Annotated in this window: 12 protein-coding genes and 2 pseudogenes; 3 read left to right on the top strand and 11 right to left on the bottom strand. The window is 59.4% G+C overall.

Annotated elements, in window-relative coordinates:
* Positions 1–140: 140 nt before the first annotated feature.
* From A3OM_RS25900 to A3OM_RS24130, 7 genes and pseudogenes are all read right to left on the bottom strand, one after another.
* Positions 141–291, bottom strand: a pseudogene (locus A3OM_RS25900) (IS3 family transposase); the annotation flags it as partial.
* A 1,057-nt stretch (positions 292–1,348) separates the two neighbouring features.
* The gene (locus A3OM_RS25340) at positions 1,349–2,974 is read right to left on the bottom strand and encodes a pilus assembly protein TadG-related protein (protein WP_082494148.1); all 1,626 of its coding nucleotides are present in this window, start codon (positions 2,972–2,974) and stop codon (positions 1,349–1,351) included.
* Between the two features lie 8 nt (positions 2,975–2,982).
* Complete coding sequence (locus A3OM_RS25335) at positions 2,983–3,420, bottom strand: TadE/TadG family type IV pilus assembly protein (RefSeq protein WP_056161208.1); 438 nt, start codon at positions 3,418–3,420, stop codon at positions 2,983–2,985.
* A gap of 1,106 nt (positions 3,421–4,526) precedes the next feature.
* Positions 4,527–7,043, bottom strand: coding sequence for a CheR family methyltransferase (locus A3OM_RS0115295; protein ID WP_018044635.1), 2,517 nt, complete (start codon positions 7,041–7,043; stop codon positions 4,527–4,529).
* Between the two features lie 107 nt (positions 7,044–7,150).
* Positions 7,151–7,414: a hypothetical protein gene (locus A3OM_RS25895; protein WP_156465700.1), complete on the bottom strand. Its 264-nt coding sequence runs from the start codon at positions 7,412–7,414 to the stop codon at positions 7,151–7,153.
* 23 nt (positions 7,415–7,437) lie between these two features.
* Entirely contained in the window at positions 7,438–7,782 is a 345-nt protein-coding gene (locus A3OM_RS0115290) for a hypothetical protein (protein WP_018044634.1), read from the bottom strand.
* A gap of 294 nt (positions 7,783–8,076) precedes the next feature.
* Positions 8,077–8,636 (bottom strand): annotated as a pseudogene (locus tag A3OM_RS24130) (IS6 family transposase); the annotation flags it as partial.
* Positions 8,637–8,950: 314 nt separating this feature from the next.
* Between A3OM_RS24130 and A3OM_RS26665 the strand changes: the two are divergent.
* Entirely contained in the window at positions 8,951–9,607 is a 657-nt protein-coding gene (locus A3OM_RS26665) for a HigA family addiction module antitoxin (protein ID WP_018044633.1), read from the top strand.
* 218 nt (positions 9,608–9,825) lie between these two features.
* Here the strand turns inward: A3OM_RS26665 and A3OM_RS0115275 are convergent, their stop codons facing one another.
* Positions 9,826–10,356 carry a MucR family transcriptional regulator gene (locus A3OM_RS0115275; RefSeq protein ID WP_018044632.1) on the bottom strand — a complete coding sequence of 177 codons (531 nt, stop codon included), beginning with the start codon at positions 10,354–10,356 and terminating at the stop codon, positions 9,826–9,828.
* 186 nt (positions 10,357–10,542) lie between these two features.
* On the opposite strand from A3OM_RS0115275, the gene A3OM_RS0115270 reads away from it, so the two are divergent.
* Positions 10,543–11,823 (top strand): IS66 family transposase, encoded by a 1,281-nt coding sequence (locus A3OM_RS0115270; RefSeq protein WP_018044631.1) that lies wholly within the window; start codon positions 10,543–10,545, stop codon positions 11,821–11,823.
* 611 nt (positions 11,824–12,434) lie between these two features.
* Entirely contained in the window at positions 12,435–12,788 is a 354-nt protein-coding gene (locus A3OM_RS0115265; RefSeq protein ID WP_018044630.1) for a hypothetical protein, read from the top strand.
* Positions 12,789–12,916: 128 nt separating this feature from the next.
* Here A3OM_RS0115265 and A3OM_RS0115260 read toward each other — a convergent pair whose 3' ends face one another.
* From A3OM_RS0115260 to A3OM_RS0115250, 3 genes are read right to left on the bottom strand one after another with little or no spacing between them, the layout of a single operon-like run.
* Positions 12,917–13,192, bottom strand: coding sequence for a hypothetical protein (locus tag A3OM_RS0115260; protein ID WP_018044629.1), 276 nt, complete (start codon positions 13,190–13,192; stop codon positions 12,917–12,919).
* 26 nt (positions 13,193–13,218) lie between these two features.
* The gene (locus A3OM_RS24115) at positions 13,219–13,440 is read right to left on the bottom strand and encodes a hypothetical protein (protein WP_157196492.1); all 222 of its coding nucleotides are present in this window, start codon (positions 13,438–13,440) and stop codon (positions 13,219–13,221) included.
* Entirely contained in the window at positions 13,437–14,153 is a 717-nt protein-coding gene (locus A3OM_RS0115250; RefSeq protein WP_018044627.1) for a thermonuclease family protein, read from the bottom strand. The genes A3OM_RS24115 and A3OM_RS0115250 overlap by 4 nt, the downstream gene beginning before the upstream one ends.
* Between the last annotated feature and the right edge of the window lie 49 nt (positions 14,154–14,202).

The raw sequence follows: 14,202 nt of genomic DNA, 5'->3' as shown, positions 1-14,202 counted from the left end.
TCCGCCCAAGCCCGCCATCATGCCCACCATAAGGCGGATCGAGGCTGAAGCGGCGCTGCTGGTGCTGTGCGAAGCCGACACCTCCTTACAATCAGCCGTTCTCCCACGGGCTGCCGGCTCGATGTCGGCGGCGGTTGATCAACCGCTCCGATCCAGTCCTGAACGGTCTCGGCAACGCACTCCGGCCCGTTGTCCGAGGGGATATAACCGGGCAACCCCGCGGAGGCTGAACAGGTCCGAAGGCACGTCGATCACGTACAGCGCCTCAAGCTTACGAGCGATCCGGATCGCGGTCGGCGGCACCGGCTTGATGACCGTCCATTCTACATCCGTCAGATCATATCAAGCCATTGGCAACTCCTTCCAAGGAGAAAAAGATCCGAGCAGGTTCGTCCCGATCCAAAAATCGTCATGGTTTCACGGCCTAGCGTGTGTCCACACTACTCGCATGGTCGCCCGCGAGGGAAGAAATCGCCTAAAGGTTGAGCCGCGGACAAAAATGAGGCGAGTTTTAACCTGTATGCAATGATCTTGATCGAATGTTGTAAGGGAAAGCAACGAGCGAACTCGTGCTACATTCGCGCCATTAGAGCTAGCGTGCCCCTGCTTCCGAAAACTGAGAAAGGCTATCCGGCCGTTGATACTCATTTCCGGAGGCCAAAACAGGTGGGACATGAACACGATGGGTATTCTGCTCGCTCCAAACAGCAGGTTAGGCAACTTGCGTTAACAGATGACTGGGAATGAATTTTATATTTTTCTAGCAATCATCTTTCGCTCCGCCTTTGATCGGGAAAATGTTTATAATTGTACAAATAATATGATTGTCTCGCGGAGGTGAATGATGATTGATAAACTCAAGGATAAGTGGGGAACTACTTTCGAGTCCGGGGCCATTTTTCTGACCGAACATACGATGGTACCTGTGCTCGTCTGTAGCCGCAGTGAGTTGAGCGTGCGACTGGTTCTGCTGGACGCAGACGTAGTTCCAGATATATTTTTATTGAAGCTTCCGAGTTTGAAAACCTTGCGGGTTTGCAAGACTGCTTTGCGAACGTCCGAAGTCATTGAGGCTTGGTACGACGGCGAAATATAGAAACGGCGTCAAATTTCGACAGTTAGCGACACAAAGTCAAAAGCGCGACGAATAGGCTGCAGTATGCTTCGAACGTTCGGCATTGACCGCTAGCGGACACATCATCGTGCCGAATTGGGCATCCCTTCCACTTACGTTGATTGCGTATCGTGCGATTGTATCGTACGCCGGTTATGAACGGTGATATTTCACGAATTGGGAATGGCCTCAAATTTTCGTCATATCAATGACTTAAGAGGCAGAAAAATATTGCTATTGCACCAGAGCTGCACCATTGCAGCGTGTCCCGTCTACGGAGACATCGGCGGTCCCAATCTGGATCCCCAATGTCGCCAGCAGTGCGTCGAGGATGGCATCGATGCTAGGCGCGGCTAACATAAGCACCGAGCCGATCAGTTGCTGCAGGTTGAGAATACCACCTAATGGGAGACCATTCACATCGAGATACAGACTCGAAAAAAGTGAGCGAGATAAAGACGACGTCAGCTTGTCCGAGGAGACGGTTTTTATTCGTCCGGATGTGATGTCTGCATCGCCAAAATTAACACTGCGGGTGGTCTGTCCCAATTCAAATTTTGAGGAAGCTCGCACCTCGAGGAGCGGGGCGCGCAGGATGACCGCTGGCGTTAGTGGAGGACGTGGTCCTTCAGGATCGAGATACGATAAGGGCGTCTCTCCAAGGGAAAGGTAGGCAGCGCCTGTTGTCACGTCCAACGTGACCGACCTCTGATCCTGCGAGTTCCAGGGGCATGTGAGCTTTGCCAGTTTCGCTGTCGCGCGCCCGACTTCCACATAAATTGGAACTTTCAATTCTCCAAGCCCAAGAGGAGCCGCGAGGGAGACCTCTACGAGAGCACGAACCTGCGATGTCGAGAGCGTGGTGCCGGGTAGAACAAAGCCTGACGTACGCCGAGCCTCGCCAACTCGAAACGTAACCTTAGACTTAAGCAAGCCCGGTATGTTAACACCCAAGTCGGCGCTTATTTGGTTCGTCCCATTGGCGAGAACCGCCCCCGCACTCAGCATGCCAAGCGCCCCGACAGTCAGTGGCGAGCCAGGAGATGTTAGGGGTTGTTGTGCCAGGTCTCCGACTGATAGCAGGTTTCCGAGCTTCACGCGCTCGGTTCCGCCTTTCCCTGCGGCAAGACGACTCAGAATTTGTGCGGCCTCGAACCCGCCGGGTGTCGCACGAGCGGTATCGGCTAAAGCGAGAGCCAACTCGCCGACGGTGACCGAACCGTCTAGTACATCTTTGTAGGTTGCGGCCTGAATATGGCCCCGAGTGGCTGCGTTCTTCAGGAAAGTGAGCGCATCGATCTTTAGACCGGCTAGGGCATGGTAATCGAGAACGGACAAGGATACGGACGTTCCTAAAATGCTTGACAGGAGGGCGTTGCCGATTCCCCCATCTAGGGCGGCGGCGCGAGAGCCAATGCTGAAGGCAGCGAGTTCGGCCCGTATAGCCGTTGCGCTTGCCGTCATCTCCATGGATCCAGGCCCGCCGATCAGGTGAGAGAAGCTGGTGATGATCGACGAATTGGCCGTAACCCGGGTCGCATTCGGGGAGGCCCCCCCCTCCGAGAACCGGGCCTCGGGACTGATGCTGCGGTCTGCCGTGTACGTCCCAGGCGTCACCGTAAGTTTTGACGGAACGCTGAAGCCATTGTCGATCATGGCGAGGGTGGCAGCACCGACCTTATCTTTGGCGCCCGTAGCGGCCAGGGCAGCTAAGTCCACGGCGGACTGAAGCTTACGCTTGTGGTTGAAGGCAACGCCGAAATCGATGCCGAGACCGCAAAAGCCAAGCAGCGCGAAAATCGCGAGGCCAACGAGGGGAGCAATCGCACCGCTGCGGTCAGATCGTAATGCCTTTAGCATGGTCCGCTTCACAGACCTCCCCGGCGAATACTAGCTGTCCTCATCAATGTTGTTGGCAAGGGGACGAACGTTGGTACGATCTTGAGTAGGTTCGCACTCATGTCGTAGCGGAGGGTGACCGTGAAGAGATCGGGATTTCCCGCATCCGCCCCGACATTCACCGTCAGTGAATCGGGATCGATCAAGGGATTGTCGGAGATTCTACGCTTGATGGTCGCTAATGCTACAGCGGACCGCTCGCTGACATCCATGCCCGCTACAGACGCTCGTGCAGATTGGGAGGCGGCTTCCTGTAGGCTATGAGCGATTCCCAGGAACCACCCAAAACCAACGATTCCAAACAGCAAAACCATGAGGATCGGTACGAGGAGAGCGAACTCGACGGCCGCGGCTCCTTCCTCGGCGACTTGAAAACGTCTCAGTGAGAAACGACTGTTCCTAGCCATTTTTCCTCAATCTTCGAGAGAGCGACCAATCCTGAGGATGGGGCTTCAGGCGATAAGGTCACCGAGAGCGCCCGCTGGGAGCGACAGACAGCGCGGTTGCACTTATCAACTTACATGAGAAATATGCCGCTACAAGCTACGGCCGATCAAAAAGATTCGCGATTTTGAGGAGCCACAGTGCGGCGTGGGGTATTTGACGGCGCACTCAAATATGAATTATTTTTATGGAAAATAATTACCTTTTTATAAACTATGCTTGTGCTGGAACCCATGCTTTATTTGTCTGATTTTATGAGCGTCATATTTAATAAATGAATATAAAATACTTCTCTAATAATATAATATTCTATTTTTGGCATAATTGTCAGCTTCAATAATCATAAGCTTGCTTAGATAAATGTATTTGCAGGGTTAAGGCCGTCATTTTGAAGTAAGCATTATTAGATGAGGTGGGGCGAGTGAGAGGCTTGGTGGGTATTTTATGCTGGTTCTCGTGAGGGCGACGGCATGGTGGTGACCATGGGTAGTCGAAGAGCCAGAATCGGGAAAATTACAGGCACGGGCGGTCGGCGGCCCAACGAGGAATGCGGTCGGATGCGGGTGTCGATGATCTGCCAGATCTCCCTCACGATCTGCGCATTCTTCAGCGAGCAGACGATGTCTCGGCGTAGGCTTTCGTCCGTCAGCTTGCCGTTGGCCCCCCCCCATTCTCCCATGCTGAGCCTGGGACGAGGTGCTGGATCTGTAAGCCGGTTTTGGCGAACAATTTTCGTCAGGCCTTCGCGATCCTCCTTCGGCGTGGTCCTTCGGTTATCCGATCATCCCGCCGGAAGTATCGACGAAAGACTGCCGCGGAACGGGACATTGGCTCAGCCCCAGCAGATCGCCGCCTGACGCACTGTCGGAATGACGACCGCGGCCGTCACCGGAGGCGTACCCGGAAACTCTTCAAGATGCGGGCTGACCGCTTGCCGTCGCGCCAAGCGGACATCAACATCGTTCATTCGGAGGCAGTAGCAGGTCGATCTGCTCACTTGCGCAGTGGGCGACGTAGCCCTCTCACATCGGGCCTGTCGTCGAGCCTATGAGCCCCGTGCCGAGGCTGCCTATTCGGCCAACTTGACGAAGTTCGCCACGACACCCGACACTTCAGCGCCTCTTCGAGCCGTCGCCGTAAGGCGAATTCGGTAACGTGCGCCGTCCAGTCCGTCGATCGTTCTCTCGCTCGTCTGTCTTTCGACCATCACTCTATAGGCTTCATCCGGCAACCACACCAACGAGAACGGAGCCGAGAAATTACTCAACAAACGTCCATGATCGCTTGGCACTATGTTGAATATATCCGCGGCGGCCCGTGTGAAAAGGCGAATCCGTAAGCTTTTGTCGAGGAATACACTTGCGAGCTCAGTGCTCTCAAACAGAGCCTCATGATCGTCGCTCATCTGATCCATGAGGTCAATTTTCAAGTTCAGTTCTGTATTGACCGTGTGAAGCTCTTCGTTAATTGACTGGACTTCTTCCTTGGAAGCCTCCAACTCCTCGTTTGCCGATTGTGCTTCTTCGTTGACAGAATGCATTTCTTCGTTTGACGATTTCAGCTCTTCAAGAGAGGTCTCATACTCTTCAACGATCGCCAGCATACGCTCGCGCGCATCAGTCAGTTCACGCTCCAGCCGAGCGATTTCCTCGCTCTGCTCGCCATTCATCTGCGCGCGCCGGAGGGTCGGATCGATGGGGGACGCCGCATCGTCGAAAACAACGAGAAACAGTGGCTCCGCTTCGGCTGTCATCGCAAGCGGCTTGACGATCAGAGATAGCTTTCGGATACGACCATCCGGCATGGTATATTCAAGATCATCTCGAACTGCCAACCGGTTCCCCTCGATGGCCTCACTGAGGACCATGCGAAGTTCCAGGCGCAGTCCGCGACGAGCCATCGCGGCTAAATCCTGCGTCGGTTGGCCTGAGGCGATCTCCAGATAGTCACCGATCCGAGGGGAGTAATGCACGGCTTCGCCTGAGCGCGTCACAACCGCATGCGGTGGACTGAACGTGATGAGTATCTCTGCCTCTACCACCTGCCGCAGCGTCGCGTGCGTCGTCCCGCTTCGGCGCCGGCCTTCACCAGCCGCAAGGATACCAGTCCTGTCAGGGTCGAGCATGGACGGCAAACGCACCGGTCGGATCGTGTTACGGGCCTGAAAAATTCGGTGCTTCTTCTCAACGGTGGCGAATAGATTTTCGAAGCGCGTGACGTTTTCAGCCATGCCGATGAACAGATACCCGGATGGGCGCAAGGCATAGTGAAGGATAGGTAGAACCTGCTCCTGGGCGGCAAGGCCGAGGTAGATCAGCAGGTTACGGCAGGAGACGAGGTCGAGGCGCGAGAACGGTGGATCGCGCAGCACGCTGTGGGGCGAGAATGTGCACATGTCCCGCAGCTTCTTACTGATGACGACGCTCTCCGCCTCCGAGACGAAATGGCGAGCAATACGCTCTGGCGAGACGGCATCGAGGTAGGCCCGCGGGTAGCGGCCAAATCGGGCGACGGTAAGCGAGCGTTCGTCGATATCGGTGGCGAAAATCTGGATACGTGGTGGGTTGGGCAACGTATCGGCGTGCTCACGCAAGAGTATGGCGATGGAATAGACCTCTTCGCCGGTCGAGCAGGCGGGCACCCAGACCCGTACCGTATCGTCGGGGCCACGTCCCTCGAATAGCAGAGGGATCACCAGGGCGGAGAGCGCGTCGAAAGCGGCAGCGTCGCGGAAGAACTTCGTCACGCCAATGAGCAGGTCCCGGAAAAGGGCGGCGACCTCCGCAGAGTTTGCGCGCAGCAGTTCGAGGTAGGCCTGTGGCCCGGCCGAGCCGCTGACGCTGATGCGCCGGGACAGGCGGCGGAGAAACGTGCTGGGTTTGTAGCCCGCGAAATCATGCCCAACCTGTCGGCGCAGGATGGCGTAGATGTCTGCGAGCAAATCCTCGGAAACAGTGGCATCCGCCGAATCGCCGTTGTCGAAACCGCTTAGTGAAGGCTCCCGGTCACCGAGATAACTTTCAGCAATCCGGGCGCCCATTTCGCTGGCCCGTAATCCGAAATCGATGTAGCCGGTCCGCATCGCGCTGAAAGGCATGTCCGGCGTTTCGGGGCCGTCTTCGTCTCCGACCTGAGCTAGAGTGAGGCCTCCGTGCTCCCGGATCGCTTTGACTCCGATTGCGCCGTCGCCATCACCGCCCGACAGAATGACGCCCACCACCCGCTCCCCCTGGTCGAGCGCGAGTTTGGTAAAAAAGATATCGACTGGTTTCGTCTCGCGGGTTCCAGGAGGGAGTGGCGTCGTGATGAGCCGAGCGTCTTGGATGCCGAGAGTGACGCCGGGGGGCATGACGTAAACGTGACGAGGCTGAACCAACACGCCGTCGATAATGTTCTCGACCTTCAAAGCCGTGAATCGCGCCAAGACTTCGGTCAGCAGGCTTTCACGCTCGGGGTTGAGGTGCGTCACGACGATTACAGCCGCATCGAGGCTCTGCGGAAACCCATTGAAAAAGGCTCTCATAGCCTCGATGCCGCCAGCGGATGCTCCAATACCGATGATCGGGAACCGATCCTGTGTGGTCATCGCCTATCCTAACCCCGCTACGTGTCGCCTCAAGGGACACAAAGGGCTTGGCGGATCAACCCCACGAAATCGAGGATGTTGATGACGTTCCTGCCAACTAAGCCAAACTAATTTTGCCGTTCGATTTCCCTTTTCACGAAATCCAGGCAACGCTCGCGAGCGTCGGTATCTTTCAGTTTGACAAAATTTCGAAGCATCTCCGTTGTCTGGGCGAGATTTTTTAACTCGGAAGCATTCAATGAGCCAATGGACGGCGAGGGTTGCGTCTTCGAAAAGAAAGTGGTGAGCGGTACGTCAAGTGTCTGGGCGATACGGGCCAGTATTTGAGTGGCGTGACGATCCATTGGATCTTCATCAAAATCCTGAGCCATCCCATTTTTCCGTTCCGCGATGATCAATGCAGGATCATTTGGGCCGCCTTCGGTCCAACCGCCGCAGCGATGCGTCCCCCCACATCATGTAACATGCTGCCTAGCAAGGCCTGTGTCTGAACATCATCCTCATCTATGGCGAGTTCGTAAGCCTGGATCAGGCAGCGGACGAGCTTCTCCGACGGGGGCTGGTTGGTGTGATGATCACACGGCTCAATCTCAGGCCGGTTTATCATTGCGCGCGTCTGCTCTTGCGATCTCTGTACGATTTCACGCGACGCCAGGATTGTCCGCCGCGCCTCCTCGGCCGCTGCGCGCAACGCCCGAGCCGTCTCGAGGGCGCGATCTCCTGTATTGGCATCACTCATTTTTCGTCCCGACCGAAATTTTTAGCGAACCTTCCAGTGTCTACGAAGCGACCTAGACACCTTCGTAGACTGCGCTGAGAAAAAGCATGACGCAAATTAATTCCCGGCGAGTGCCGTGGTTTGCGCTCATGTGGTAGCCGAGGTGGGACGCTTGTGCACTGACTCAGAGCCCGTCCGATAAGAGGCTGAGGCAGGGTTGAGTGGCCGGGATGGCGGTGATTTAAAGAGGGTGCTGAAACCTGACTTGGATCTGCCATGTGGACTCCGACCACCCGGCGGCAGCATAACCTTTTGAAGTCCGAAGCAGACTGAGAGCAGTTGGTTCTGCTCGCGGACAGTCCACGCACCGGCAAGCCCGAAGCCCTTGCGCAGCCATAGCATTGCCTCGAAACCTTGGATCGTGCGCCGCGCCGTGTTGAACGAGCGGAAGCCGCCGACCCGCGGCATCGACCGCTTCACCCGGAAGTGGTCGCTCTCGATCCCCTGCTGAGGTGCTTGGTCACGTAATGGACCGGCGTCCGAGGCAGTAGACCCGCCTTCCGGCTCTCGGCGATGGCCGGTGGGTACGGGCCGGCGCCATCCGTGCCGATGCGGACCGATCCGCAGTGCGGCTTGCGGAACTGTCGCAGTCGCTTCTCGATCAGGGGAGCGTAGGACAAGACCCAGCGGTTCAGGGTGGAGTGGTCCACCTCAAGCCCGCGCTCCGGAAAGATCTCCTCGATGTCGCGGTAGCTGAGCGGGTAGCGCAGGTACCAGGAGACGGCCTGCACGATGAGCGACGCCTCGAAGTGCCGGCCCTTGAAGTCGGCCTTGGAGCGCTGCCTCAGCTTCACAGCGATGGCGTGAAGGATCATGGCCGGCTCCAGGGCGGAGGCGACAAGCTGGTCAGGTATGCTTAACGACCCGTAAGAGGCAGCAGATTCGTGTTTGCGACAGGCCCAGGGAAACGCGCTCCGACTCGCGCGCCCTAAAAGACCCATTTTCGAGAGCGGGGGAGGGGGCGGCATTCGGTTTTGGGAGAGGACGACCCGGGCCGATTAGGCAGGCTCATCGCTCGGCCAGCCTCGTAGCCAGCACCTAGAACTGTTGCGTTGGATGGTACATTCCAATTGACGTCCTGTTGCATTGAGTGATACGTTGTATCAACGAATGCAACACAGACGGCACGATGATCCGCAGCTTCCACGACCGGATGACGGAGGCGGTGTTCCAGGGCCGCTGCCCGAGAGGATTCCCGGCCGACCTCTTCAAGGTTGCTCGTCGCAAGCTTCGCGCCCTCCACAACGCCGTTGACCTGAAAGACCTCAAGGCGCCGCCGTCGAACCGGCTCCACGCCCTGATCGGAGATAGAGCCGGTCAGCTCGCCATTTCCGTCAGCGACCAATTTCGCATCGTCTTCGTCTGGACCGATGCAGGACCGGAACGGGTCGAGCTCACCGACTACCACTTAGCTAAGGAGGGCTCTGTCATGTCCGACACGATCAGCATCACGACCCTTCGCCAGACCTTCGAGGCCGAGGAGGACGTCGTGCGCTTGGCGCCGCTCCACCCTGGGGAAGTCCTACGGGAGGAGTTCATGGTTCCGCTCAAGCTGAGCGCGGGGTCGGTCGCGAAGGCGCTCGGCCTCCCTCGCTCGCGCATCGAGCGCATCGTGAAGGAGGAAATCGGCATCAGCACCGATACTGCACTCCGGTTGGCCCGGTACTTCGGCACTTCGCACCAGTTCTGGCTCAACCTACAGGCCGATTTTGAGAGCGAGACCCTACTTTCCGAGATCGGCCCGGAGCTGGATCGCATCGAGCCGCTGCCGGCTGTTGCGGCCTAGTCCCAATCCGGGCCGGGCTGGTTCAGCCTGCTTGTTCGTCTGCTAACCAGCTCACCGGCATCCTCTCCGTCGAGCCAAGTTGCGTACCGGCTCAGCGTGAGATGGACGACCCACCCCGCCGGCCCCGTGATCAGATCGGGGCGGCGGGGCTGAGTCCGCCTCCCTTAACGTCCGTAGCTAGGCTCATGGACGGCCTAGGCGGCATCCATGAATGCCTATCAAGCAGCGGGCGCCTTACGCGGCCGACCCGCCTTCTTGGGCTTATCAGGAGCCGGAGGGGCCTTCTCGCTGACCGTCTCCTCCTGCACCGCTGACTTTGACGTTGCCGTCTTATTCCGCTGCTGTCCAAGTCCGAGGGACCGGGCAAGCTCCGAGCGCTGCGCCGAGTAGCTCGCAGAGGTCATCGGGTAATCCGGCGACAGACCATGCTTCGCGCGGTAGGCTTCAGGGGTCAGACCTCGGAGCGTCAGATGGCGGCGCAGCGTCTTGTAAGGCTTGCCGTCTTCGAAGCTGATTAGCGCGTCCGGTGTGATCGACTTCCTGATCTGGGCCGGCGTCGCCTTCTCGATCTTGTCAGCTTCCGCCGTGGCAGATCCCCCGTTGGCAAGGCCACTGACGGCAGCATGCACGCTGCTCAGCAGTTCGCCCAGTGATCCTATCGGAACCGAGTTGTTGGAGACGTAGGCGGCGACGATGTCGGCCGTGAGTTCGATGTGGTTTGCTTGGAATTCCTGATTGATATCGGTCATGCTGATTTCTCTGAGGGCTAATAAATACCCTATAGATACTTTCGAGGAGCTTTTACAATAGGGCAGGATATCGGCGGCTTAGAGAATTAAAATGGCTGCATATCGTGAAGTGAACAATTTCAATTCGATTTGCTGGTAATTACTCACCCCCTTGCGCGGGCGGGATTTCGCTGATTCCCTCACCGGATGGGCCGGAGCGATCTTGAGCGGCTGAGCCGCGACGAGCTGATCGAGTTGGTGCTGCGGCTGCAGCGCCCGGAGAAGACTTCGCGCACCTCGTCGAAGCCGCCCGCGACGGACCGCAAGGAGCGTCGGGAACAATCCAAGCCCGGTGGTGCCAAGCCTGGGCACGAGGGTCATAGCCGCGGGATGAGCGAGGATCCCGATGCCGTCGTCGCGCATCGCCCGGATCGCTGCGTTTGCTGCGGCGGCGGACTGCACGGGGATCTTCCCGCCGAGGTCGTCAGCGTCTCCGAGCGGATCGAACTGCCGGCGGTGATGCCGGTCGTCACCCAGCATCGGCGCCTCGCCGTGCACTGCCCGACCTGCGGGGCGCGGGTCGTCGGGCCGGTGCCGGAGGTAGCGCGCGGCACCCCGTTCGGCCCACGGCTGCATGCGGTGGCGACGTATTTGAAGACCTTCCAGGCGCTGTCCTACGAGCGGCTGCAGGCGGCGCTCTCCGACCTGTTCGGTTTGAGGCTGAGCCAGGGCGGGCTGATGAACCTCCTCCGCCGTGCGCAGGGACGCTTCCGTCCCGGCCGCGAGGAGGCCGTCTCGACCCTGCGCCGGGCCGCGGTGGTCGCCTCGGACGAGACCGGCGTCCGGATCGAAGGCAGCAATGCCTTCCACTGGGTGTTCCACGCGGCCGACGCGGTGGTGCACACGGCCTCCCCGACGCGGGGCGCCATCGTGGTTCGGGAGATGATGGACGGCCACCGGCCCGCGGTGTGGATCTCGGACCGCTACACCGCCCAGCAGGGACACGCCGCCGAACATCAGACCTGCCTCGCCCATCTCGCCCGCGACGTCGCCTATGTCGTCGAGACCAGCGACGATCCGGTCCCCTGGCGCCTTCAGCTCTGGCTGCAATCCGTATTCGCCCTGGCCGAGCGCGTCACCGATCTGGCTGCGTCGACGCTCGCCGCCAAGCGCCGAAGCCTGGATCGACAACTCGGCGCCATCCTCGCCACGCCGAGCCGCTGCGACCTGACCCGCGATCTGCAAGCCAAGATCGGCCGGGCTCGCCATCAGCTCCTGGTCTTCCTCGTCCATCCCGGCGCGGTCGAACCGACCAACAACGGCTCCGAGCGGCTGCTGCGCCCGTCCGTCGTCCAGCGGAAGGTCACCAACGGCTACCGCGCGATGTGGGCCGCCGAAGGCGAGGCCGCCATCCGCACCGTCGTCGATACCGCGCGACTCACAGGCCGCAGCCCCTTCGGCACCATCCTCAAGACCGTCGGAGCCTGAACCAGGCCGTCACAGGGGTGAGTAATTACATTTGCTGAGGGCGGAAACGTCATCACCCCCGGTATCATCGGAAAATTACAGCTGGCCTCACGAGCACATTGAGCCAGTGGGATGCACGCTTCCAAAGTATGATTCGGAGCGTGTTGGATTAGGGTGTAGGCATGAGCAAAGAAGGAAGCCACCATGCCGCGCAGGAAGACAACGCTTCAGCGCTCTGCACTCCTGGCGTTGGTCGCGGGAGGCCTCTGGCTGCCCGCCGGCATCGCTTCATCTCAACCATCGCCGAGCACGTCCGATGCCGATCGGGATAAGCGGATGGAAGCTATGCACCAGCAGCACGTCCTGAATTCCGCAGGGCAGGCAAAGAAGGATAAGGATCGGGACGCCCGCACCGATCGCCTATCGAGGTCCGTTTGCATCGGATGCGGCGGTGGCGTCGTTCCGTTCGATCGATCAGGCGGCGCTGCAAAGAAGGAACCGCGCAAGGCTCAGGCAGCGAAGCCCCGTCGTATCGATCCAGCGCAAGCTGACGGCAAGAGTAGCGATTGACGGCTCAAAACAGCCGGTGAACTACCCACCCATCAGATCGAACTCAGTCGCAGCAATTATCCATGGCAAAGCTAGCGTTCAATTTGATGCTGGAGGAGCCGCGCGAAACATACATTGTCACCAGCGCCGCATTGATCGTCGGTAGGATCGACTGTATTCAGGCCGAGCCTGTGACGGATCAGCAATGGGCATGGGCTATGCACCTCGACATTGGAGTGGCGCCATTCCGGCGCGGCGGAAACGCTGGTTCTGCCGACGAGGCGGCATCCAAGATGCGTGAGGCTTGGGAGGATTGGAAGGTCTGGGCCGGGCTGCAGGATGTCGAGGGAGCCGGAGGCACCACAACAGCGGTCGTTCAGGTGCCGATCAAATCGCTGACGAGAGGTATGGCAAAGTTAGCCAGCTCGTTGCCATAGCCTCGCGCTGACCACCATACCACCATCAGGCCCTCTATATGCTCGCGAGAGGCTCTGTCGCAGTCGTTGTCCGTGTTGGTTGCCGCCGGATGTCGTAACGGGAAGAGCTTTCCGCACCCGGTCGACGCTCAAGCAGGCACGATCTCGAATTCCATTCCCCTGCCCGGTCCCTGATCGGCATAGTCGACTAGCGCATACCCGCGCTCGCCCAAGCCGGCATCGAGGATGTCACGGTGCTTGCGGACCATCTGGCCAATCGCGAGGGGCGTTAGGCGGGGGTTGCCCCGCCGCAGCTGATCGACACCGATACTGACCGGCGCGCCCTCGCGATCCGCGATCCTGACGAGGGCCGATGCCAGATCGGTGGCCTTCGTTTCCGAGGCTGATTTTGCTTTGAACGCCATGTCGTCTCCCTGATCCGGCGGTGAGCCTACCTGCCCTGGAGGCTCTCGCCGAAATCATCCGGAATCTCGCCGAACTGGCCGAGGATTGTCGCGCTCTCCAGCTCGCGGGCCTCGGCATAGGCCAGCGGCCCATGAGCGGCGATGAGAGCCGTCGCCTTGGCCTCGATCTCGCGGCGGAAGCGCCCAGGTCGCAGCCGGTCTGTAAGCCAGCGCGCCACCCATGCCGAGCGATTGCCGAGCCTGTTCACCCCCGGGGCGCCCGCCAACCGGCCGCCCTGGCCTCGTCCTCGGAGCAGAACATGCGCTCGCCGTCCTTCTCACTGATCCGGGTGCGGTCATAGTCGCGCGATCCGGGGACGTGGAAGACCCTCTCGCCCTTCCGGCTGATGTTACCCTTGATCGCGCACCCGCCGGCCTTGGGGGGCGGCTGTGCCGAAGGTATGGGGCCATCCGGGCCGCCCGGCGCGGCGAACCCCATCGTCATGGCCCGCTCGCCCTTGCGCCAGTCCCCAGGCGTCGTGAAAGAACCGGCCCAGATCCCAAGCTTCCCCGCCTTCGCGGTGTCCTCGGCGGTGATGTAGTCCTCCGAGTACCGGCGGTACGCGACGGCATGACCCTGCGCGACTAGCCACGCGTTCAGGTCCTCCGCGCCCTTCCGGCAGACCGCGACGGTGCGCCCGTACTTGTCGATATCCCTAGGATCGCAGGAGACAGGCGCAGAGCCGATCCGGTCGGCTAACGCGAGGGCAGCGGTCTGCCCGCATCGGAAGGTCTCTCCTGCCTTTCTATTGCAGAGCTGTGCGCTCTCGGGCGCATCGATCCCGTGGAGCCGGATACGGGTGCCGCCGATGTCGAGGGTGTCGCCGTCTACCACCGAGGCCCCGCCGGTGATCGGCTCGGCCGCGAACGCAGGAGCCAATGACAGGACGAGGACAAGGGCGGGAACAAGTATCGATTTCATCAATACCGGATATCGATTTGATCTGTTGGAATGATGGTGCACCGCAGCG

The sequence above is a fragment of the Methylobacterium sp. 88A genome (assembly GCF_000376345.1).
Taxonomy (GTDB): domain Bacteria; phylum Pseudomonadota; class Alphaproteobacteria; order Rhizobiales; family Beijerinckiaceae; genus Methylobacterium; species Methylobacterium bullatum.
This window is presented reverse-complemented; position numbering and strand designations above follow the sequence as displayed.

What these genes read in the sequence shown, in the direction of transcription:
- A3OM_RS26665 (WP_018044633.1), top strand. Translation starts at nt 8,951, where the DNA reads ATGATCCGCAGCTTCCACGACCGGATGACGGAGGCGGTGTTCCAGGGC.
- A3OM_RS25895 (WP_156465700.1), bottom strand. Translation starts at nt 7,414, where the DNA reads ATGGCTCAGGATTTTGATGAAGATCCAATGGATCGTCACGCCACTCAA.
- A3OM_RS0115290 (WP_018044634.1), bottom strand. Translation starts at nt 7,782, where the DNA reads ATGAGTGATGCCAATACAGGAGATCGCGCCCTCGAGACGGCTCGGGCG.
- A3OM_RS25340 (WP_082494148.1), bottom strand. Translation starts at nt 2,974, where the DNA reads ATGCTAAAGGCATTACGATCTGACCGCAGCGGTGCGATTGCTCCCCTC.
- A3OM_RS0115270 (WP_018044631.1), top strand. Translation starts at nt 10,543, where the DNA reads ATGGGCCGGAGCGATCTTGAGCGGCTGAGCCGCGACGAGCTGATCGAG.
- A3OM_RS0115265 (WP_018044630.1), top strand. Translation starts at nt 12,435, where the DNA reads ATGGCAAAGCTAGCGTTCAATTTGATGCTGGAGGAGCCGCGCGAAACA.
- A3OM_RS0115295 (WP_018044635.1), bottom strand. Translation starts at nt 7,043, where the DNA reads ATGACCACACAGGATCGGTTCCCGATCATCGGTATTGGAGCATCCGCT.
- A3OM_RS0115260 (WP_018044629.1), bottom strand. Translation starts at nt 13,192, where the DNA reads ATGGCGTTCAAAGCAAAATCAGCCTCGGAAACGAAGGCCACCGATCTG.
- A3OM_RS0115250 (WP_018044627.1), bottom strand. Translation starts at nt 14,153, where the DNA reads ATGAAATCGATACTTGTTCCCGCCCTTGTCCTCGTCCTGTCATTGGCT.
- A3OM_RS0115275 (WP_018044632.1), bottom strand. Translation starts at nt 10,356, where the DNA reads ATGACCGATATCAATCAGGAATTCCAAGCAAACCACATCGAACTCACG.
- A3OM_RS25335 (WP_056161208.1), bottom strand. Translation starts at nt 3,420, where the DNA reads ATGGCTAGGAACAGTCGTTTCTCACTGAGACGTTTTCAAGTCGCCGAG.